Here is a 20,722-nt window from a genome sequence, read left to right as displayed (position 1 = left end):
GCCCGACGCGCCCGCACCCCCGCGGTCGGACCGGCCGGCCCGCCGGGAGTCCCGGCTGCGCGCCCTCGACGGACTTCGACTGGTCGCGGCACTGATGGTGGCGGCCTATCACTACGGCGGCCGGGGCGGCGAGGTCACCCGGGCCTGGGGAAGTTCACCGAAAGAGCAGTTCCCCACCCTGCACAACTATTTCGCGTACGGCTGCCTCGGCGTCCAGGTCTTTTTCGTGATCAGCGGATTCGTGATCTGCATGAGCGGCTGGGGCCGGCCCCTGAAGTCGTTCTTCGCGTCCCGCGCCGCACGGCTGCTGCCCGCCTACTGGGCGGCGGTCCTGCTCGTGACCGCCGTGTTCGCGCTGCCGACGGTCACCTATGCGGCGCTGTCACCGAGCGACACCCTGGTCAACCTGACCATGCTGCAACAGCCGTTGGGCGTCGACCGGGTGCTGGGCGTGTGCTGGACGCTGTGGGCGGAGGTCCGCTTCTACGCGCTGTTCGCGCTGTGCGTCGTCCTGCCCGGGGCCTCGCGGCGGCGCGTCATCCTGTTCTGCGCGGGCTGGACGCTGGCGGCGGCGCTCGCGCAGGCCGCCCACCAGCCGCTGCTCGACGTCGTGCTGATGCCCGAGTACGCCCCCTTCTTCATCGGCGGTGTCGGCCTCTACCTCGTCCATCGCGACCGGCGGGACGTCTACGGCTGGGGCATCGTGGCGGTGAGCTTCCTGATCGGGCAGCACTACGCGGTGCGCAGCCTGTGGAACGCGTCCGACCCGAACGCCTTCGCCCACCGCTCCTCGCTCGGCATCGTCCTCGTCGTCGCCTTCGGGTTCGTGGCGGTCGCGGCGATCGCGCTCGGCCGGCTGAACTGGGCCGACTGGCGCTGGCTGACCGTGGCCGGGGCGCTGACGTACCCGTTCTACCTGGTCCACGAGCACCTCGGCTGGGTGGTGATCCACGCCCTGCACATCGGCCTCGGCCTGCCGTCGGCGGCGACCTTCGCGCTGACCGTCGCCTCGATGCTGCTGCTGGCGTGGCTGCTGAACCGGTATGTGGAGAAGCCGTTGACGCCGAGACTGCGGGCGGCGCTGGCCAGGGTGCGCTGAACTCCGCTTCGTACGCGCAGTGGTACCGCGACTCGGGACCTACTGCCTCACGAACTCGCCAACGACAACTTCACCGCGAACCCCAGGAACAGCGCCCCCGCCGCCGAAGTGGCCCCCGCCGACAGCCGCCTACGACGCCGGAACGCCGCCGCCAGCCTCGTCCCGCTGAATATCAGCGCGCTGAGATAGAGGAAGCTGGCCAGCTGGGCGAACGTGCCGAGGACGACGAAGGAGAGCGCCGGGTAGGCGTATCCCGGGTCGACGAACTGGACGAAGAAGGCGACGAAGAACAGGATCGCCTTCGGGTTGAACAGACTGACGACCAGGGCCCGGCGATACGGCCGCTCGTCGGCCACGGCGACCGAGGCGTCCTCGACGGTGGTCCTCTCGCGGCGGTCCCGCCACATCCCCCACGCGGCCCGCAGCATCCCGATCGCCAGCCATGTCAGATACCCGGCCCCGGCGTACTTCACGATCCCGAACAGCACGGCGTTCGCCTGGAGCAGCGAGGCGACCCCGGCGGCCGACAGGGTCATCAGCACGGCGTCCCCGCACCAGACCCCGGCCGCGGCCGTGTACCCGGCCCGCACCCCGCGCCGGGCGGCGACGGAGAGGACGTACAGGGAGTTGGGGCCGGGAAGCAGGACGATCAGGACGAGTCCCGCCAGATAGGTGGAGAGATCGATGACTCCGAACATGAGAAGGAGTGTCGCACGCGGGTACGACACTCCCCTCAGGTCAGGGTGAAACCGCTGATCAGAAGGCGTCCGACGGCACGTAGGTGCCCCAGATCTCCCGCAGGGCGTTGCACACCTCGCCCACCGTCGCCCGGGCCCGCAGCGCGTCCTTCATCGGGTACAGGACGTTGTCCTCCCCCTCGGCCGCCTTCTTCAGCGCGGCCAGGGCCGAGTCCACCGCCGCCTGGTCCCGCTCGGCCCGCAGCTTCGCCAGCCGTTCCGCCTGCTGCGCCTCGATCGCGGGGTCGACGCGGAGCGGCTCGTACGGCTCCTCGATGTCGAGCTGGTAGCGGTTGACACCGACGACGACGCGCTCGCCGGAGTCGGTCTCCTGGGCGATGCGGTAGGCGCTGCGCTCGATCTCGCCCTTCTGGAAGCCGTGTTCGATGGCCGAGACCGCGCCGCCGAGCTCCTCGACCTTGGCCATCAGCTCGATGGCCGCCGCCTCCACCTCGTCGGTCATCTTCTCGACGACGTACGACCCGGCGAAGGGGTCGACCGTCGCCGTCACGTCGGTCTCGTAGGCGAGGACCTGCTGGGTGCGCAGCGCCAGCCGGGCGCTCTTGTCGGTCGGCAGCGCGATGGCCTCGTCGAAGGAGTTGGTGTGCAGCGACTGCGTGCCGCCCAGCACCGCGGCCAGGCCCTGGACCGCCACCCGGACCAGGTTCACCTCGGGCTGCTGGGCCGTCAGCTGGACACCGGCCGTCTGGGTGTGGAAGCGCAGCATCAGCGACTTGGGGTTCTTCGCGCCGAACTCCTCCCGCATCACCTTCGCCCAGATCCGGCGCGCGGCACGGAACTTGGCGACCTCCTCCAGGATGGTCGTCCGGGCCACGAAGAAGAAGGACAGGCGGGGCGCGAAGTCGTCGACGTCCATGCCGGCCGCGACCGCCGTGCGGACGTACTCGATGCCGTCCGCGAGGGTGAAGGCGATCTCCTGCGCGGGCGTGGCGCCCGCCTCCGCCATGTGGTAGCCGGAGATCGAGATGGTGTTCCACTTCGGGATCTCGGCCTGGCAGTACTTGAAGATGTCCGCGATCAGGCGCAGGGACGGCTTCGGCGGGAAGATGTACGTCCCGCGGGCGATGTACTCCTTCAGCACGTCGTTCTGGATCGTGCCCGTGAGCTGGGAGGCGGCGACGCCCTGTTCCTCGCCGACCAGCTGGTACATGAGCAGCAGCAGCGCCGCCGGCGCGTTGATCGTCATGGACGTCGACACCTTGTCCAGCGGGATCCCGCCGAACAGAATGCGCATGTCCTCGACCGAGTCGATCGCCACGCCCACCTTGCCGACCTCGCCGCTCGCGATCGGCGCGTCGGAGTCGTGGCCCATCTGGGTGGGCAGGTCGAAGGCGACCGACAGACCCATGGTGCCGTTGGCGATCAACTGCTTGTAGCGGGCGTTGGACTCGGTGGCCGTGCCGAAACCGGCGTACTGGCGCATCGTCCAGGGGCGGCCGGTGTACATCGACGGGTAGACACCGCGGGTGAAGGGGTACGCCCCCGGCTCCCCCAGCTTCTCGGCCGGGTCCCAGCCCGCCAGGGCATCCGGCCCGTACACCGGCTCGATGGGCAGTCCGGACTCCGACTCGCGCGCCATGGTGTCTTGCCTCCCGCTGAGGTTACTCGCCGGTTACCAACTGGTACGGTCCGACCCTTCGACGGACTGTAGCGGTGGGCGTGCACCCGGTGGAGGGGAGCACGCTGGGACCTTGCTCACAGCACTTTCGAGGTCCCGGTCACAACAATGCCGCGCCGTTCGCAACCAGTCACCCGGGGGCAGACATCTCAGGTGGCGTCGGTGCACATCCGTGAGACGACGGGGGTCCGAATGCGTACTGAGGGCATGGGGAGACGGTTCGCCGCGCTGCTGGCCGTGGCCGCGCTGAGCGGTTGCACGGTGCAGGCCGCCGACGGGGACGGCAGACAGGACTCGCCGGTGCGCATCGAGCTCCCCGGCAACAGCCCCTCGCCCGCACCGGCGGACGACAAGCCGAGCTCGACGCCCACCCCGAAGAAGAGCGAGCCCGCCCCCGTGGTCCTGTGGTCCAGGGGCGACTCCGGCCGGGACGTGCGTGAGCTCCAGGCCCGGCTGCGGCAGGTGGCCTGGCTCTTCGACGGGCCGACGGGGTCGTACGACGAGCTGACCGAGCAGGCGGTCAAGGGCTTCCAGGGCAAGCGCGGGCTGCCGAAGACCGGCGAGACCGACACGGTCACCTGGCAGCGGCTGCTGAGGATGACGCGTGAGCCGGGGCAGTGGGACCTCTACCTGATGGGCGGCCAGCCGGCCGACACACCGGACCCGCGCTGTCTGACCGGGCGGGTGCTGTGCATCAGCAAGACGAGCCGGACCCTGCGCTGGATGATCGACGGGCGGACGGTCACCACCGTCTCGGTCCGCTTCGGTTCGCAGGGCACGCCCACCCGCGAGGGCGTGTTCAGCGTCTACTGGAAGTCCCGCCACCACGTGTCGACGCTGTACGACTCGCCGATGCCGTACGCGATGTTCTTCAGCGGCGGCCAGGCGGTCCACTACTCGTCCGACTTCGCGGCCCGCGGATACGCCGGTGCCTCGCACGGCTGCGTCAACGTACGGGACGAGCCGGCCATCGCGGATCTGTTCGCGCAGGTGAGGAACGGGGACAAGGTCGTCGTCCACTGGTGACCCGCGAGACAGCGGGAGCGCGAGAAGGGGAGACGTGCGGGGCGCGGGCGGGACCGGGGGAACGTGTCCCGCCCGCGCCAGGGTGCACGAGCCGTGAGTACGGGGGGAACCCCGGCTCTGTGCTACGGCCGATGACCAGTCGGCACACTCATTACTGCGCTACCGCGGCCGAAAACGTCACACCCACCGCGNCGGGGCCCCCCCCGCGCCAGGGTGCACGAGCCGTGAGTACGGGGGGAACCCCGGCTCTGTGCTACGGCCGATGACCAGTCGGCACACTCATTACTGCGCTACCGCGGCCGAAAACGTCACACCCACCGCGGACGAATTTCGACGCGGTCCGTGCGGCCCACGAAACCGCAGGTCAACAGGGCCGAGGCCGGCAGGTCCCGGAGCGCTTGTCCCGATCAGAGCGCGGTGTACGCCGGGCTGGGCGCCGGCCCGTACGAGGTCGTCGTCCGCTGCGGTGCGAGGGGCGTGGCGGACGCGGCGGACGCGGATGCCGACGGCGTGCCGAAGCCCCCGTTCGTGTCGTGGCGGTTGTCGCCGCCGGAGTAGGTGTCGCCGGAACCGTCCTGGCCGCCGGTGCCGCCCCCGCCCTTGCCGCCCCGGTCGTCCTTGACTTCGTTGTCTTCCTGGCCGTTCTGGCCGTTCTCGCCGTTCTGGCCGTTCTTGTCGCCCTTGCCGTCGCCGTTGCCGTCCTCGTCGGAGGAGCCGGCGGCGAGCACGCCCTTGCAGTACGTCCACACCCGCGCCGAGCCGCCGGCCGCGCCCTCCAGGGCGCGCCTGCGGTCGGCGCCGAGTTCCTCGCCGTCGCGCACGGCACGGCACGCCGAGGCGGCCCCGCTCCACGTGTCGCCGGAGCGGTCCGGCCGGCCGTCGGCGCCGGTTCCCTCGTCCGGCGTGGCGGAGCCGCCGCGTGCGGTGTCGCGCGAGGAGCCCTGCCCGGTGTCGCCGGTGGCGCCGTCGGGGGTGGGCTCGCTCTCGGGGCCGTTCGGCGAGGGTGTCGCCATCGGGCGGTCCGGTGTCACCGCGGCCGAGACGGAGGCGGCGGGTTCCGGTTTCCCGGCGTCGCCGAACGGCAGCACTCCGGCTCCGGCCGCGACGGCGACCCCGCCGGCCATGCCGACGGCCAGCACGGCGGCCAGCCCGAAGCGCACGGGGCGGGCTCGACGGCGGGGCGGGGCGTCCGGGTCGGGGCCGCCGATGCGGACGAGCCCGGCGTCGGAGCCACGGCCGCGGGGACGCCGGCCCAGCGAGGCCCGCGCATCGGCCCCGCCACCGGCCACTTCACCTGCCGCGTCACCGGCCCGCCCGCCGACCCGGTTGTCCACGCGTTCCGTGCGCGCCGTGCGGAAGGCGGCCAACGCGGCGGCCTCACCAGGGAGTTCGGTATCGGCCGGCGAGTGCACGGAGAGCGCGCCGAGGGTCTTGGCGAGCCGTTCGGCCTGGTCGCGGTCGGCCACGTCGACCGCGTCGAGGGACTCTCCACGCAGCAGGCGCTCCGCCGTTTCGCGGTCCAGCCACCGGTCCGGGGTCCGGGCCGCGTCGGAGCCGCCGGAGGGATCCGCGTCCCCCGGGAAGACACAGCGCTCGTCGGCCATCACATGTCCTTCTGCGTCCGCGCACGCGTATCCGTCACACTCACGGACGTCACCGCGCGTCCGCGCGGTTCTCGCTGGGGCGGCAGGGCGTCGAGTGCGCCCGCCGATTCCGGATCGCCGTCGAGGAGTTCGGCGAGCCGTTTCAGACCGCGGTGCGCGGCCGTCCGTACGGCTCCCGGCCGCTTGCCGAGCGTCTCGGCGGCGGTCTTGGCGTCCAGGCCCACGACCACCCGCAGGACGACCGCCTCGGCCTGGTCCTGCGGCAGCCGGGCGATGAGGGAGAGGGTGCTGTCGGTGGCCAGGGCCTCCATGGCCTCGCCCGCGGTGTCGGAGTCGGCGGGCCTGCCGGTCAGCTCGGCCTCGTCGCCGCCGACGGCGGGGCGGCGGCCACGCATCCGTATGTGGTCCAGCGCGCGGTTCCTGGCTATCCGGGCGGCCCAGCCGCGGAAACGGTCCGCGTCGCCGCTGAACCGCTCCAGGTCACGGGCTATCTGCAGCCACGCCTCGGACGCCACGTCCTCGGCGTCGGGATCGCCGACCAGCGTCCTCACGTACCCGAGCAGCCGCGGGTGCACCGTGCGGTACACAGTCCGGAACGCGGTCTCGTTCCCGTCCTGTGCAGCAAGCACGGCGGCCGTCAGCTCCGCGTCGTCCCCCAGCACAGTGTTCCTCAGTCGATGGTCGCGGCTTCGAACCGCCGATCGTTGCGGTGATCATGCAACTTCCGCGTCCGGCGCGAAAGGCACGTTACGACCTGAAACCGCTGCTCGTCCATGTCCGTACAAGATGCAACCACCCTGGGGTGCCGGGAGGGAGCCGGCGGGGTGTGACACGAAACGCACTCGAGGCGCTGTAGGAAGTACGGGCCGCCGCGCGGCCCGTGCCGCGCGACGGCCGGGGCCTCTCCTGTGGGGGGTGGCGGCCCCGGCCGTTGCCGCGGCGGCTAGTTCTTCTTCTCTTTGGCGCCGTCTGACTTTTCCTGACTGTTGCCGGAGCCCGCACCCGTCTCGGCGGGGGCGGCGGGCTCGGGAGTCTTCACGGTCCTGCTCGGCCTGACCGTCTTTCCCGGTTTGCTCTCGGCCGTCGCCGCCCGCGCCAATTTCTCGGCGCAATAGGCACGCACGTTCGCCTCACCGCCCGCGGCCGCGACCAGCCGCTGCCAGGCAGTCGACTCGAGCGCTTTGCCCCGGCCGTCGACCTGCTCGTACGCACGGCAGTGGGCCTCGGTGTCCTGCGCGGTGCCCGGGCGGCCCGTGGGGCCAGAACCCGGGGCGGCGGTGGACGAGCCGCCCGGCCGGGCCTCGGTGCTCGCGGAGGCGTGGGCACGGCCCCGCTCGTCATCGGCGCCGCCCGAGGAGGAGCCGACCGTGCCGATCGCGGCGACCGCGACACCGCCCAGCGTGAGACTCGCGAGGAACACGGACAGCGTGGTCTTCAGCGAACGAGCCGCCCGCCGCTGCTGCCGGGGCCGCCAGTCGTCCCGGCGTCGGGTACGCGTCCGATGGGCGCCCGCGTCCCGGGCGGCCCGGAAGGCGGCCACGGCCCGCTGCTCGGCCTCGGCGTCGACGCCGCGCCCGCGCATGGCGGCGGCGAGCAGGCTCTCCAACGTGGCGGGGTCTGCCGTGGCACCGCTCGGCACCCGGTCGTCAGGGCGCACGCGCCGGCGGCCGGGAGCCCCGCTGCCGTTCTGCCGCTCACCCATACCGTGTCCGTTTCCGTCAGCCCCGTGCGAGCCGTTCCACCTGACCGGGCCGGTCGGCCCGGCCGGTGTCCTGTCGTCACCGTCGCCCGTCATGTCGACTCCCCCAGCGTCCGGGGGCCTTCATCCGTCACACCTTCGTCCGCGTCCTCGCCGCCCAGCTGGCGGGCCAGCCGCTTCAGCCCACGGTAGGCCGCGGTGCGCACCGCGCCCGGCCGCTTGCCGAGGACCCGGGCGGCGGCGGGGCCGTCCAGACCGACGACGACCCGCAGCAGTACTGCCTCGGCCTGGTCGCGCGGCAGACCGCGGACCAGCTCCAGGGCGTACTCCGTGGAGATGGACTCCAGCGCCTGGTCGTGCGTGCTGTGCGCAGCGGGCAGCTCCAGTACGTCCTGTTCGAGCGCCGACGACCGGGGCCGTACCTTCTGACGGCGCAGATGGTCCAGCGCCCGGTGCCGGGCGATGGTCGCGCTCCAGCCGCGGAACCCGGCCCCGTCGCCCTTGAACCGGCCGAGATCCCGGGAGATCTCCAGCCAGGCGTCGGACGCCACATCCTCGGCGTCGTCGCCCACCAGCCCGCGCACGTACCCGAGCAGGCCGGGCTGTACCAGCCGGTAGGCGACCGCGAAGGCGGCCTCGTCACCTTGCTGGGCCCGCGCGACGGCCGCGCCCAGTTCCCCGTCGTACGCCTGCACCCGGCGGGGTCCCCCTCCTTGGCCCAAGAACCGTCCTCGTCCGTACCCGGTCGGCGGCGGATCCGCACAGTGCCGATCCGGTCGCCCTTGCCCACGCCCCCCACGGTGATCAGCGCCGCGCCTCACGGAAGTGTCACAGCCGCTGGCGGGGTCCACGGTGCCGCTGATGGGCCCGCCGGCGCTCAGCACTCCCGGCCCGCCGGGGCGCGCGTTCACGCCACCGCCCGGCGCGCCCGTCCGTGCAGCGTGAGGTAGAAGGTCCGCAGCGAATCGGCGGGGTCGCCGGCGTCGAAACGGTTGTGGACCTTGCCGAGCGGGTTCCAGACGCGGCCGTCCGGCATGCGTACGCCGACCGGCTGGGCGAAGTACGCGCGCTGGTCGGCGTCGAGGTCCACCCACTCCGCCCCCGCACGGCGCACGAGCACCTCACCGACGTACGCCCCGAGCCCGAGCAGCGTCTCGCGCGCCCGCTCCCGGTCGGCGCCGCCCTTGCGCAGCCCGTCGATCAGGAAGTCGACGACCCGCAGGCTGGCCACCGAGTAGTCCAGCGGCAGCCGGTTGCGTGCCGTGACGCGGGCGACGAAGGCCGTCGCGTACGGCCGCATCTGCCCGGCACACGGCACACGTTCGTTCATCTTGCCCATGTCGGTCCCCTTTGCCGGTCTTGGAGCTCCCGCCTCCGGCGCTCCCCCCACTGACCAAGCGGCTGCCGCCTCACAAACATCACTCTTCACTCACGCCTCCTCCTTCCGACGAGGTCAGGTGACGTCCGAGCGGAGACACGCGCTGTGTAAGTGCGACCTGTGTGACAGGTGGTGTTCAAGTGACCATTTCTAGGGGTGGGGTAGTTGAGTCCTCGCAAGTCCCATGCGTACAGACCGCTGAGTCTTCGGCGCAGAGCCTGGCTGACGGTCGGAGCCGTCGTCCTGAGCGGCGCGGGCGTCGTCACGTACGCGATGGCCGACCAGCCCGCGCAGTCCGACGCCAAGAGCCAGGGCCGCGCGCCGGCGGTGCACACGCTGAAGCTGAGGGACGAGGGCGCAGGCCGAAGGGGCCTGGCCAGACAGGAAACGGACCGCTTCAGCGCGGTGCTGGTGACCTGGGATGACCCCGCCGCGAACGCCAAGGGCACCCCCGAGGTGCGCACCCGGGACCTGACCACCGGCAAGTGGTCCGGCTGGCAGAGGCTGGACAACGAGCCGAACCAGGCCGACGGCGCCGAACGCAAGGGGACCGCCGTGCGCGGCGGTACGACCTCGGTGTGGACCGGCGACTCCGACGGCGTCGAGGTGCGGATCGTGAAGGCGGACGGCACGGAGGCGGGCGGCCAGCCGGCCGGCATGGACGTCAAGCTGCTGGACCCGGGGACCGATCCGAAGCGGAGCGCGGCGTCCGACCTGGAGCCGGCCGCGTTCGCGGCGGAGACCCCGGCGGCGACCGACTCCCCCGGGGCGACCGATTCCCCTGCGCCGACCGACTCCCCCACAGCGACCGTGACGCCCACCGACACCTCTCCGACGGCGACCGTGCCGCCCTCCGACTCGGCGACGCCCTCCGCGTCCGTCCCGGCGTCCCCGTCGGCCTCGGTCTCCCCGTCCCCCTCCTCCACCGTGCCCGCCCCGCGTCCCTCGACGGTCGTCAAGCCGCCGATCATCACGCAGGCCCAGTGGGGTGCCTCGACGGACTACGACGGCACGCCGAGCTACGGCACCGAGATCAAGGCCGCCGTCGTCCACCACACCGGCGTGGACAGCGACAACACCCTGTCCTGCGCCGAGTCCGCCGCCCGGCTGCGGTCCATCCAGCAGGATCACTTCGCCCGCGGCTACTACGACATCGGCTACAACTTCGTCGTCGACAGGTGCGGGCAGATCTTCGAGGGCCGCAGCGGCGGCATGGACCTGCCGGTGGTCGGCGCGCACGACATCGGCTTCAACACCAACACCGTCGGCATCTCGTACATCGGCAACTTCGAGACGGCCCAGCCGAGCCGGGCCGCGCTGGACGCGATCTCCCGGATCGTGGCGTGGAAGTTCGGGATGTACGGCATCGACCCGACCGGCAAGGTGACGCTGACCTCGGGCTCGGACCAGGGCGTCGACGGCAACAAGGTCCCCAAGGGCCAGTCGATCACGCTGCCGCGGGTCTTCGGCCACCGGGACACCAACGCCACGGCCTGCCCCGGCGCGAACCTCTACTCCAAGCTGACCCGGATCGCCCAGGTCGCCAAGACCCCGGGCATCTCGCACGCCCTGGCCACCTCCGACTACAACCGGGACGGCGTCACCGACCTGGTCGCGGGCGTGCCCAAGGCGAACGCGGTCAAGGTGATCCCCGGCGGCGTCGACGGCCCGGTCCCCGCGGCGAAGATCACGCTCACCCAGAACAGCCCCGGCGTCCCCGGCGCCACCGAGACCGGTGACGCCTTCGGCACCTCCACCGCCTGGGGCGACGTCAACGGCGACGGCTACGCCGACCTCGCCGTCGGCTCCCCCGGCGAGGACGACACGGTCGGCACCGACCGCGGCTCGGTCGCCGTCATGTACGGCCCTGCCCTCGACACCGGCTTCTCGTACAGCACCTCGGGAATCACGCCGGCCGGCGCCAGACTCGGCTCCGCCGTCACCGTCGGCGACTTCAACGGCGACGGTAAGGCGGACGTCTTCGCGGCCGGCACCGGCAAGGGCGGCAACTGGAACGTCCGGCTGGGCAGCGGCAAGTACCAGTACGGCGCGCTCACCTCCGCCACCGGTTCCGTCGCCTACCTGGACGCCGCGACCGGCGACTTCAACCGGGACGGCTACGCGGACGTCGCCCTCAACTACCGCGACACCGGCGGCATCGGCCGTGTGGTCCGCTTCGCGGGCTCGGCGACCGGCCTGACCAAGGCCGGGGTCATCTCCGTGAGGGGCGGCCGCTCCATCGCCGCGGGCGACGTCAACGGCAACGGCTACGACGACATCGTCATCGGCCAGCCGGTCGCCTCCGAGTCCGGCGGCATCTCGGGCGGGCAGATCACCATGGTCCCCGGCACGTCGACCGGCTTCACCACCACCGGCATGACGACCGTCCACCAGGACACGACGGGCGTCCCGGGCGGCAACGAGTCCGGCGACGCCTTCGGCACCTCGGTCTCGGTCGGCGACTACAACGCCGACGGTTACGCGGACGCCCTCGCCGGCGCACCCGGCGAGGACCTCACCCGCGACGGCGTCAACCGTGCCGACGCGGGCGACGCGATCCTGGTCAGGGGCAGCGCCTCCGGCCTCACCGGCTCCGGCTCGATCGGCGTGTCACAGGACACCTCCGTCGTCCCGGGCGCCACGGAGGCCGGCGACCGGTGCGGCTCGTCCGTGTCCCTGTCCGACCTGTCCGGCTACGGCCGCGCGGACCTCACCTTCGGCTGTGACGGCGAGGACGGCACCGACGGGATCGTCCTCCACCTGCCGAGCAACAGCACGGGCCTCGGCTACGCCGACTCCGTCATCTACAGCAAGACCACGCTGGGCACCCCGACGGACGGGCGGCTGGGGCAGACCCTGACGCCGTGATCCGCCACCGACGGAAGCGGGCGCTCTACCCGGCCTCGGAGTCACCGCGGGCCGGGCGGAGCGCCCTGCCGATCAGCGAGGTTCTCCTCGACTGAGGAAGCCGGCGGAATCGACGGTCCGGGTCACCGCACCGGCATGTGCGGCTAGGGCGTGGTGGCCGCCGTCGTCGCGTCCCGGCACAGCAGCCGCAGCGACCCGTCGTCCCCCGCGAAGCAGCGGCGGGCCTCGTCGATCGGGTCCCACAGGCGGCCGTCGGGGGTGCGGATCCAGTGGTCGCCGCCCGTCGCCCACCACTCGGCACCGGTCTGCCGGACGATCACCTCACCGGCGTACGCCCCGAGCCCGCGCAACACCGTGTCCACGGCGGCGTACGGCGCCCCGTCCCGCCGTATCTCGCCGATCATGCGGTCGACGCTCCACAGACTCTGCGCCGAGTAGTCGAGCCGCAGCCGCGCCCCCTCACGCAGGGTCGCCACCACGTCCGCCGCCCACCGCACGGGCTTCGCCGCGGCCGGGGGCCTGGTCTCCTGATGCGTCGTCACAGTCGTCACACCCGGGTAAAGCGTGGCCGGGCGGAGTTTCGTCACCCGGATCCGGGATGTTTCCGCAACCGGTGCAGGACCGCCCCACCGCCGCCCCACACGGTCACAGGACTTGCTCAGGAATGAGGTTTGCGCGGGTGTGACACTTCACCGCTCCCGTGCGCTCCTCTCTCTGATGAGCCTGTACTTCCATCTCCGCGCGGTGCCGCCCTCGGCCCTGCGCAACAGCGCGACCTGGCTGCGACGGCTGTTCGAGGACGACTGGGACACCGTGCGCGATCGGATCGGCCGGTGTCGTGAAGAGGTCCTGGACAAGGGGTACCTCGGTCACGAACTTCTCTACGCCGGCGCTCCCCCGCACCACACCGACGACGGCCCGCGGACCCACGTCGTCCTCGGCGGCGGCCCGGTCTTCGCCACCGAGCCGGACGAACCGCCGTTCCTGGTGCTGACGGCCGCCCAGACCGCCCGGGTCGCCGACTACCTCACGTCGGCCGACTTCGAGGCGCTGTGGCGGGACGCCCGCGAGGATCTGCTGCCGAGGTACGGCGGGTCGGGAGCGGAACCCGGGGCGCGGGGCATGTTCGAGTCCACGCACCGCGACCTGACCGCGTTCTACGCGCAGACCGCGTTTTACGGCGACGCGGTGGTGAAGTGGCTGGTGCGGTGAGCGGCGAGCGGTGACGCTCAGGCGGCCTGAACGCCCGAACCGTTCCTCACGCCCGCCGCCGGGAGCGCCGCGCCACCACCGCGCGCAACACCCGGCGCCCCTCCGTGGACACCTCCAGCGCCTGACGTACGCCTCCCGCGCCGTACTCGGCGAGCAGTTCCAGGACGGCGATCTGGCGGCGCAGCTCCGCCGCGACGAGGGGCGACATGCCCTCCGTACGGCCCTCGCGGCGGGCGTCGACCGAGGGCGCCCGGTCGGCCAGCGGGTCGAGGAGGCGGTGGATGTGCAGGGAGGCGACGGAGCAGGCGTCGGCCCACACCCGCACCTCGGCGGCGGACGGCTCGGCCGGCGCGGCGGCGAGCATCCGCCGGGCCAGCAGCACGGCCTCGTCCCCGGGTGACTCGGCGGGACCGGCGAGGTCGCCGGGGCCGCCGTCGCCGAGTTTGCCGCGCACCTCCGCGATGCGGGCGGCCCAGTCGTCGACCTCACCGCCGTCCGCGAGGCCCGCCCACAGCGGTCTCAGCACCTCGTCGTCACCGCCCAGCAGGGGAAGACACCGATCCAAACAAGCCAACCCACTGGCGGCCAGTCCGCGCTCGTCGGCCTGAGCGATCAGTTCCACCAGGCTCATTCCACGCTCCCTCGCCAGGCGGTCCTCCCTCACGGAGCCCGCACTTCCCCTTACTGCGCGCGACGACCCGGGAGTGTCACAGGGGCACCACCCCGAGCCGGTCGAGCAGCCGGAAGAACAGGTTTTCGGCCAACACGTCCGCGGTGGGATCGGGGTCGGCGGTCAGCACGTCGATCACCGGCTCGGCGGCGATCTCGCACCCGGCCTCAGCCGCCCACGCCACGGCCCGCTCGGCGGCGTCCCGGGGCTCCAGGAAGTAGTCCTCCAGCGTCAGCCCCTCCCGGTCGGCCCCGAGATACGTGGCCATCGCCGCCCGGGCCAGACACGTCGTCCACGCACCGCTCTCCGGCCCCGCCGCCTCCACGACCACGGTCGCGCTGTCCATGACGTACCCGAAGAGCGCGGGCGCGCCCGTCTGAACGGCGAGGCCGTTCATGCTCCCGACGTCACCGTCACCGCTCGCGTACTCCCACACCTGCCACCCACCCGGCGCCGACGCCCGCAGGGACATGCCCTTGACGCCGTCCAACGCCTCCAGCTCCGCGAGCGGCCGCTCCGCGCGGCCGACGACGAAGTACCCCCAGTAGCCCATTTTCCGGTTCCCCCCGGCTGCTCTCCGTACGGCTCCGCCCGAATACACCACATTCGTACGGCCGTTCGCAGCCGGACGGAACAATCCGCCCCGGGTCAGCGACCGAACTCAGCCCAGCCGGTCCGCGAGCTCCTTGAACTGCGGCCAGGACAGCTCCGGCTGCCCCGGGTCCCACAGCTTCTGGACCAGCGCCCTGAGCGGCATCCGGATGCCGGCCGCGACCTGCGCCTCGGTCTGCGAGTCCGCCAGGTCGCACCAGACCGCGAAGGACCCGCCGAGGATCTGGTCGTCGTACTGCGCGGGCACCGGCTGGGTGCCGCGCAGGACGAGCGGCGTCCACTGCTCGTAGATCCGCTGCCCGGTCGGATACACGAAGGTCAGCGGCTGTCCGAGGACGTAGTACAGGAACTCGTCGTTGTAGTTGATGACCTTGCGCCCCTCGCGCAGATACGCGATCGGCAGCCGCGCCCCGATCTCCTTGCCCGTCCAGTAGGCGACCTGGATGTCCTTGTCGGCCTGGACGGACGTACCGGCGAAGAAGCCGTCGTTCCAGGCGCGGGGGGTCTTGTCGTGGGCGCGGACCGTGTCGGCGCGGTCGTTGAGCCAGCCGGTGGTGAGGTCCTCGACGGTCGCGCCGGAGCCGTAGGCCTGCCTGGCGGCGGTGGCGAGCTGCGGATAGGACGCCTCCGGGTCGGCCACCACCAGCGCCTGGTACTCGTCGCCGCCGAGGTGCCACTGGCCGCCCGGGAAGAGGCCGGCGTACTCGTTCAGCAGGTCGTCGACGATCTCGGCGGCGTCCGGATCGGAGATGTCGACCGCCCCGCGCGTCGCCGCGCCCCGCACGTTGCGCAGCTGCAGGTCCGGGTGCGCGGCGATCACGGCGCCCAGATGCCCGGGCGAGTCGATCTCGGGCACCACGGTGATGTGCCGAGCGGCCGCGAGGGCGACGATCCGCTTCACCTGCGTCTTGGTCAGGTGCTCCTCGGACACGATCTCCGGGTGGGAGTCGGACTCGATCCGGAACCCCTGGTCGTCGGAGAAGTGCAGCCCCAGCTGGTTGAACTTCAGGTCGCCGAGCTCCCGGACCCGGTCCTCGATCCAGTCGGCCGTGAAGTGCTTGCGCGCGATGTCCAGCATGAACCCGCGCACCGGCTTGGCCGGCTCGTCCCGCACGACGCCCTCCGGGGCCGTGCCCCCGGCATGGACCTCCTGCTTGAGCGTGCGCGTGCCGTAGAACACCCCGGCGTCCGCGGATCCGCTGATGGTCACCCGCCCACCGCGCACGGTCATCGCGTAGGACTCCGGATTCGCGCCCTCGTCGTCGTTGAGCGCCAGCCGTACGTCCCCGGCGCGCACGTCGTCCTTCTCGCCCGCGTACGTCAGCCCCAGCTCACCGGCGAGCAACCGCCCCTCGTCGGACAGGTCCTTGTCGCTGACCACGACCCGCTCGCCCTTGACCGGCTTCCAGCCGGGACCGCGGGCGGGGGTGTGGGTGCGGACGGCGGGGATCGTCCGGGGCGTCTGCGACAGCGGGTAGGAGCGGGTCGGCGTGGGACTCGGGGTCTCGGAGGGGGGCGGCGCCTCGCCCGCGGAAGCGCCCTGGGACGGCCGCCCCTGCGCCGACCCCGCGGACTCGCTGCCGTCGCCGGCGGCGGCCAGCAGCCCGAGGCTCACCCCGGCAGCGACCGTCACGACCACCACCGCGACGATCAGCACCCATGTCTGCTTCAGCGCGCTCTTCGCCGCTGTCCGGCGCCTGTGCTGACTTCGCCTGTGCTGACTCACACCCACCACGCTAGGCCCTGAGAGAACAGGGGCGCGTCACCAGACGTTCCTAAACTCTCCCGTTCGGATGAAATTCGGGCATCCGTCGGACACGTGTTGTCCGCTCTCGATAGCCTGGCGCCACATCTCTCACATCACCTTCTGCCGAAACCCACGTGACGCCCACACACCTTCCTGGCCGAGTGGCCATACCCTCGCTGCCCGAGCAGACCCGGGACACGCCCGGCTCGCCTGCCCCGCTGGAGCACTTCAACACCGCTTCCGCCGACGAGATCCGGTCCACCCTCCTCACCTGCCTCCGCAGCCTCCGCTGGGCCACCCGCGTCGTCACCCACCGGCCGTACCCGAACCTGGAGTCCCTCCTCGCGGCGTCGGACGAGGCGGCGTACGACCTGACACCGGCGGATCTGGTGGAGGCACTGGCGGGCGAGTCGCTGCCGGTGCTGCCGGAGGGCACCTACTTGGCCGCCTACACCGCGATGAGTGCGGCACATGCCGCCTACGAGGCGAAATTCGGGCACGCGTTCGTCATCTGCCTGGACGGCCTGCCCCCGGAAGAGGCCCTGGACCACGTACTGGCGGGCATCCGGTCACGATTGACAAACGATCCGGAAGAGGAACGCGTCGTGACCGCAGAGGAACTCCGGCGCCTGGCGCGGGGGCGCTTGGTGAGTTGGCTAAGGGGCGCGGGGAACTGCGCGACCAGCCACAACGCACTCGCACCCGGCACATAACAGGACACCCCACCCCAGAACCCGCCGCCCCTCACCCATACGCGTGCCACTTTGATCACACCGGCAGGCCCCGGCTCAGCCCAGCGGCAGCACATCGCTACGATGCTGGGGGCCGGTGGACCGTACCCGGCCGGGCCCGTCCGACACAGAAGCCGGCGCGGCCCCAATCCCCGCTTTCGGAGGGTTCTTCCGTGCCGGCTGGAACGCTGTACCGCGGCCGGGAAGGTATGTGGTCATGGGTGGCTCACCGAGTCACCGGCGTCCTCATCTTCTTCTTCCTGTTCGTTCACGTGCTGGACACCGCCCTCGTGCGTGTCTCCCCCGAGGACTACGACAAGGTCGTAGCCACCTACAAGACGCCGGTCGTGGCGCTGCTGGAGTACGGCCTCGTCGCCGCCATCCTCTTCCACGCGCTCAACGGCCTGCGCGTCATCGCCGTCGACTTCTGGTCGAAGGGCCCGCGCTACCAGAAGCAGATGCTCTGGAGTGTCGTCGGCCTGTGGCTGGTGCTGATGCTCGGGGCGATCTACCCCGTCCTCGGCCACGCCTACCGCGAACTGTTCGGGAGCTGACGCGCATGTCCACCACCGAGAAGACCGCGTCCGGTATCGGCCCCGTCGAGGGCGAGTCCCTCTACAGCGTCGACAACCCGGCCCCTCTCATCGAGGCCCCGCGCCAGCGCACCAAGAAGACCCCGAAGTCCACCAGGGGCAACTTCGAGATGGTCGCGTGGCTGTTCATGCGCCTGTCGGGCATCGTCCTGGTCGTCCTGGTCATCGGCCACCTGCTGATCCAGCTGGTGCTGGACGGCGGCGTCTCCAAGATCGGCTTCGCCTTCGTGGCGGGCCGCTGGGCGTCCCCGTTCTGGCAGGTCTGGGACCTGCTGATGCTGTGGCTCGCGATGCTGCACGGCGCCAACGGTCTGCGCACGGTCATCAACGACTACGCGGAGCGCGCGGGCACCCGCCTGTGGCTGAAGGGCCTGCTCTACACCGCCACGGTGTTCACCATCCTGCTGGGCACGCTGGTGATCTTCACCTTCGACCCGAACATCCGCTAGGCACGGGGCTGAGGTAATCCACCCATGAAGATCCACAAGTACGACACCGTCATCGTCGGCGCCGGCGGCGCCGGTATGCGCGCCGCGATCGAGTCGACGAAGCGCAGCCGCACCGCCGTGCTGACCAAGCTCTACCCCACCCGCTCCCACACGGGCGCCGCGCAGGGCGGCATGGCCGCCGCGCTCGCCAACGTGGAGGAGGACAACTGGGAGTGGCACACCTTCGACACGGTCAAGGGCGGTGACTACCTGGTCGACCAGGACGCCGCCGAGATCCTGGCGAAGGAGGCCATCGACTCCGTCCTCGACCTGGAGAAGATGGGCCTGCCGTTCAACCGCACCCCGGACGGCACCATCGACCAGCGCCGCTTCGGCGGTCACTCGCGTAACCACGGCGAGGCCCCGGTCCGCCGCTCCTGCTACGCGGCCGACCGCACCGGTCACATGATCCTCCAGACGCTGTACCAGAACTGCGTCAAGGAGGGCGTGGAGTTCTACAACGAGTTCTACGTCCTGGACCAGCTGATCACCGAGGTCGACGGCGTCAAGAAGTCGGCCGGTGTCGTCGCCTACGAACTGGCGACCGGCGAGATCCACGTCTTCCAGGCGAAGGCCGTGATCTACGCGTCCGGCGGCTGCGGCAAGTTCTTCAAGGTGACGTCGAACGCGCACACGCTGACCGGTGACGGCCAGGCGGCGGTCTACCGTCGCGGCCTCCCCCTGGAGGACATGGAGTTCTTCCAGTTCCACCCGACCGGCATCTGGCGCATGGGCATCCTGCTGACGGAGGGCGCCCGCGGTGAGGGCGGCATCCTCCGCAACAAGGACGGCGAGCGCTTCATGGAGAAGTACGCGCCGGTCATGAAGGACCTGGCGTCGCGAGACGTCGTGTCCCGCTCCATCTACACGGAGATCCGCGAAGGCCGTGGCTGCGGTCCCGAGGGCGACCACGTCTACCTCGACCTCACCCACCTCCCGCCGGAGCAGCTGGACGCCAAGCTCCCGGACATCACCGAGTTCGCGCGCACCTACCTGGGCATCGAGCCGTACACGGACCCGATCCCGATCCAGCCCACCGCGCACTACGCCATGGGCGGCATCCCGACCAACGTCGAGGGTGAGGTCCTGGCGGACAACACCACGGTCGTCCCGGGCCTGTACGCGGCCGGCGAGGTCGCCTGCGTGTCCGTCCACGGCGCGAACCGCCTCGGCACCAACTCGCTGCTGGACATCAACGTCTTCGGCAAGCGGGCGGGCATCGCGGCCGCCGAGTACTCGCAGAAGGCGGACTTCGTCGAGCTGCCCGAGAACCCGGCGGAGCTGGTGATCTCGCAGGTGGAGCGCCTGCGCGACGCGACCGGCACCGAGCGGGTCTCGGTCCTGCGCCGCGAGCTGCAGGAGACCATGGACGCGAATGTCATGGTGTTCCGCACCGAGCAGACGATCAAGACGGCGGTCGAGAAGATCGCCGAGCTGCGCGAGCGCTACCTGAACGTCTCGATCCAGGACAAGGGCAAGCGGTTCAACACCGACCTGCTGGAGGCCGTCGAGCTCGGCAACCTCCTGGACCTCGCCGAGGTCATGGCGGTGTCCGCCCTGGCCCGCAAGGAGTCCCGCGGCGGTCACTACCGCGAGGACTACCCGAACCGCGACGACGTCAACTTCATGCGCCACACCATGGCGTACCGCGAGGTGGGCGACGACGGCACCGAGTCGATCCGTCTCGACTACAAGCCGGTCGTCCAGACCCGCTACCAGCCGATGGAGCGTAAGTACTGATGGCAACCCCGACCCTGGACAAGGCGGACGCGGCCGGCACGCCCGAGCCCGGCTTCGCCGACTCCCCGTACATCACGGCCACCTTCCGCATCCGCCGCTTCAACTCCGAGGTCTCGGCGGAAGCGACCTGGGAAGACTTCCAGGTCGAGATCGACCCGAAGGAACGCGTCCTCGACGCCCTCCACAAGATCAAGTGGGAGCTGGACGGCACGCTGACCTTCCGCCGCTCCTGCGCGCACGGCATCTGCGGCTCGGACGCCATGCGGATCAACGGCAAGAACCGCCTGGCCTGCAAGACCCTGATCAAGGACCTCAGCCCCGAGAAGCCGATCACGGTCGAGGCCATAAAGGGCCTGACGGTCCTGAAGGACCTGGTCGTCGACATGGACCCGTTCTTCCAGGCGTACCGCGACGTGATGCCCTTCCTCATCACGAAGGAGACGAACGAGCCCACGCGCGAGCGTTTCCAGACGGCCGAGGACCGCGAGCGCTTCGACGACACGACGAAGTGCATCCTCTGCGCGGCCTGCACGTCCTCGTGCCCGGTCTTCTGGAACGACGGCCAGTACTTCGGCCCGGCGGCCATCGTCAACGCCCACCGCTTCATCTTCGACTCGCGCGACGACGCGGCGGAGCAGCGACTGGAGATCCTCAACGACCGTGACGGTGTCTGGCGCTGCCGGACCACCTTCAACTGCACGGACGCCTGCCCGCGCGGCATCGAGGTCACGAAGGCGATCCAGGAGGTGAAGCGGGCGCTTATTACGCGCCGCTTCTGAGGAGATTTCGCTGACACAGCGGGACGTCTGAGAAAGTACGAGGGGCCGTTCCTCCCGGTGGCGGGAGGAACGGCCCCTCTGCCACAGAGTCGATCAGATA

Annotated in this window: 20 protein-coding genes; 9 read left to right on the top strand and 11 right to left on the bottom strand. The window is 71.2% G+C overall.

The features are described 5' to 3' along the window. Positions 1 to 1,099: acyltransferase family protein (locus ACWBNA_RS41330; RefSeq protein ID WP_482709738.1), on the top strand; the 1,099-nt coding region annotated here is incomplete at its 5' end. A 47-nt stretch (positions 1,100 to 1,146) separates the two neighbouring features. On the opposite strand, the gene leuE is transcribed toward ACWBNA_RS41330, so the two are convergent. Both leuE and ACWBNA_RS41320 read right to left on the bottom strand, forming a co-directional pair. Beyond that, positions 1,147 to 1,797: a leucine efflux protein LeuE gene (leuE, locus tag ACWBNA_RS41325; protein WP_482709737.1), complete on the bottom strand. Its 651-nt coding sequence runs from the start codon at positions 1,795 to 1,797 to the stop codon at positions 1,147 to 1,149. A gap of 58 nt (positions 1,798 to 1,855) precedes the next feature. Then, the gene (locus ACWBNA_RS41320) at positions 1,856 to 3,436 is read right to left on the bottom strand and encodes an acyl-CoA mutase large subunit family protein (RefSeq protein WP_482709736.1); all 1,581 of its coding nucleotides are present in this window, start codon (positions 3,434 to 3,436) and stop codon (positions 1,856 to 1,858) included. Between the two features lie 246 nt (positions 3,437 to 3,682). On the opposite strand from ACWBNA_RS41320, the gene ACWBNA_RS41315 reads away from it, so the two are divergent. Continuing rightward, positions 3,683 to 4,501, top strand: coding sequence for a L,D-transpeptidase family protein (locus ACWBNA_RS41315; RefSeq protein WP_482709735.1), 819 nt, complete (start codon positions 3,683 to 3,685; stop codon positions 4,499 to 4,501). A gap of 407 nt (positions 4,502 to 4,908) precedes the next feature. On the opposite strand, the gene ACWBNA_RS41310 is transcribed toward ACWBNA_RS41315, so the two are convergent. The 5 genes from ACWBNA_RS41310 to ACWBNA_RS41290 form a co-directional block, all read right to left on the bottom strand. After that, positions 4,909 to 6,105, bottom strand: coding sequence for a hypothetical protein (locus tag ACWBNA_RS41310; protein ID WP_482709734.1), 1,197 nt, complete (start codon positions 6,103 to 6,105; stop codon positions 4,909 to 4,911). Next, the gene (locus ACWBNA_RS41305; protein WP_482709733.1) at positions 6,105 to 6,767 is read right to left on the bottom strand and encodes an RNA polymerase sigma factor; all 663 of its coding nucleotides are present in this window, start codon (positions 6,765 to 6,767) and stop codon (positions 6,105 to 6,107) included. Before ACWBNA_RS41305 ends, ACWBNA_RS41310 begins: the two co-directional genes overlap by 1 nt. 281 nt (positions 6,768 to 7,048) lie before the next feature. Further along, a complete protein-coding gene (locus tag ACWBNA_RS41300) occupies positions 7,049 to 7,807 on the bottom strand; it encodes a hypothetical protein (protein WP_482709732.1) in 759 nt (252 codons plus the stop codon). 89 nt (positions 7,808 to 7,896) lie between these two features. Next, positions 7,897 to 8,526, bottom strand: a complete 630-nt coding sequence (locus ACWBNA_RS41295) for an RNA polymerase sigma factor (RefSeq protein WP_482709731.1) — start codon at positions 8,524 to 8,526, stop codon at positions 7,897 to 7,899. A 185-nt stretch (positions 8,527 to 8,711) separates the two neighbouring features. Beyond that, positions 8,712 to 9,143: a hypothetical protein gene (locus tag ACWBNA_RS41290; protein ID WP_482709730.1), complete on the bottom strand. Its 432-nt coding sequence runs from the start codon at positions 9,141 to 9,143 to the stop codon at positions 8,712 to 8,714. A 312-nt stretch (positions 9,144 to 9,455) separates the two neighbouring features. Between ACWBNA_RS41290 and ACWBNA_RS41285 the strand changes: the two genes are divergently transcribed. Beyond that, a complete protein-coding gene (locus ACWBNA_RS41285; RefSeq protein ID WP_482709742.1) occupies positions 9,456 to 12,050 on the top strand; it encodes an FG-GAP-like repeat-containing protein in 2,595 nt (864 codons plus the stop codon). A gap of 143 nt (positions 12,051 to 12,193) precedes the next feature. Here ACWBNA_RS41285 and ACWBNA_RS41280 read toward each other — a convergent pair whose 3' ends face one another. After that, positions 12,194 to 12,592, bottom strand: coding sequence for a hypothetical protein (locus tag ACWBNA_RS41280; protein WP_482709741.1), 399 nt, complete (start codon positions 12,590 to 12,592; stop codon positions 12,194 to 12,196). Positions 12,593 to 12,767: 175 nt separating this feature from the next. Between ACWBNA_RS41280 and ACWBNA_RS41275 the strand changes: the two genes are divergently transcribed. Then, complete coding sequence (locus tag ACWBNA_RS41275) at positions 12,768 to 13,262, top strand: DUF1877 domain-containing protein (RefSeq protein WP_482709729.1); 495 nt, start codon at positions 12,768 to 12,770, stop codon at positions 13,260 to 13,262. Positions 13,263 to 13,308: 46 nt separating this feature from the next. Here ACWBNA_RS41275 and ACWBNA_RS41270 read toward each other — a convergent pair whose 3' ends face one another. The 3 genes from ACWBNA_RS41270 to ACWBNA_RS41260 form a co-directional block, all read right to left on the bottom strand. Then, positions 13,309 to 13,893 (bottom strand): hypothetical protein, encoded by a 585-nt coding sequence (locus tag ACWBNA_RS41270; RefSeq protein ID WP_482709728.1) that lies wholly within the window; start codon positions 13,891 to 13,893, stop codon positions 13,309 to 13,311. Positions 13,894 to 13,969: 76 nt separating this feature from the next. After that, positions 13,970 to 14,485 (bottom strand): hypothetical protein, encoded by a 516-nt coding sequence (locus ACWBNA_RS41265; RefSeq protein WP_482709727.1) that lies wholly within the window; start codon positions 14,483 to 14,485, stop codon positions 13,970 to 13,972. Between the two features lie 108 nt (positions 14,486 to 14,593). Then, on the bottom strand, positions 14,594 to 16,201 hold the full coding sequence (locus ACWBNA_RS41260; protein ID WP_482709740.1) for a beta-N-acetylhexosaminidase: 1,608 nt from the start codon (positions 16,199 to 16,201) through the stop codon (positions 14,594 to 14,596). Positions 16,202 to 16,425: 224 nt separating this feature from the next. On the opposite strand from ACWBNA_RS41260, the gene ACWBNA_RS41255 reads away from it, so the two are divergent. The 5 genes from ACWBNA_RS41255 (at position 16,426) to ACWBNA_RS41235 (ending at position 20,622) form a co-directional block, all read left to right on the top strand. Beyond that, on the top strand, positions 16,426 to 17,004 hold the full coding sequence (locus ACWBNA_RS41255; RefSeq protein ID WP_482709726.1) for a 2-oxo-4-hydroxy-4-carboxy-5-ureidoimidazoline decarboxylase: 579 nt from the start codon (positions 16,426 to 16,428) through the stop codon (positions 17,002 to 17,004). Between the two features lie 191 nt (positions 17,005 to 17,195). Then, positions 17,196 to 17,576, top strand: a complete 381-nt coding sequence (sdhC, locus tag ACWBNA_RS41250) for a succinate dehydrogenase, cytochrome b556 subunit (protein ID WP_482709725.1) — start codon at positions 17,196 to 17,198, stop codon at positions 17,574 to 17,576. Positions 17,577 to 17,581: 5 nt separating this feature from the next. Continuing rightward, positions 17,582 to 18,064, top strand: a complete 483-nt coding sequence (locus tag ACWBNA_RS41245) for a succinate dehydrogenase hydrophobic membrane anchor subunit (protein WP_383871392.1) — start codon at positions 17,582 to 17,584, stop codon at positions 18,062 to 18,064. A 24-nt stretch (positions 18,065 to 18,088) separates the two neighbouring features. Beyond that, a complete protein-coding gene (sdhA, locus tag ACWBNA_RS41240; protein WP_482709724.1) occupies positions 18,089 to 19,843 on the top strand; it encodes a succinate dehydrogenase flavoprotein subunit in 1,755 nt (584 codons plus the stop codon). Then, positions 19,843 to 20,622, top strand: coding sequence for a succinate dehydrogenase iron-sulfur subunit (locus tag ACWBNA_RS41235; RefSeq protein WP_482709723.1), 780 nt, complete (start codon positions 19,843 to 19,845; stop codon positions 20,620 to 20,622). The genes sdhA and ACWBNA_RS41235 overlap by 1 nt, the downstream gene beginning before the upstream one ends. Positions 20,623 to 20,722 lie beyond the last annotated feature (100 nt).

It is taken from the genome of Streptomyces sp. Q2 (genome assembly GCF_056820935.1).
The sequence above is the reverse complement of the archived record's forward strand: the minus strand, read 5'-3'. Positions and strand labels throughout refer to the sequence as shown.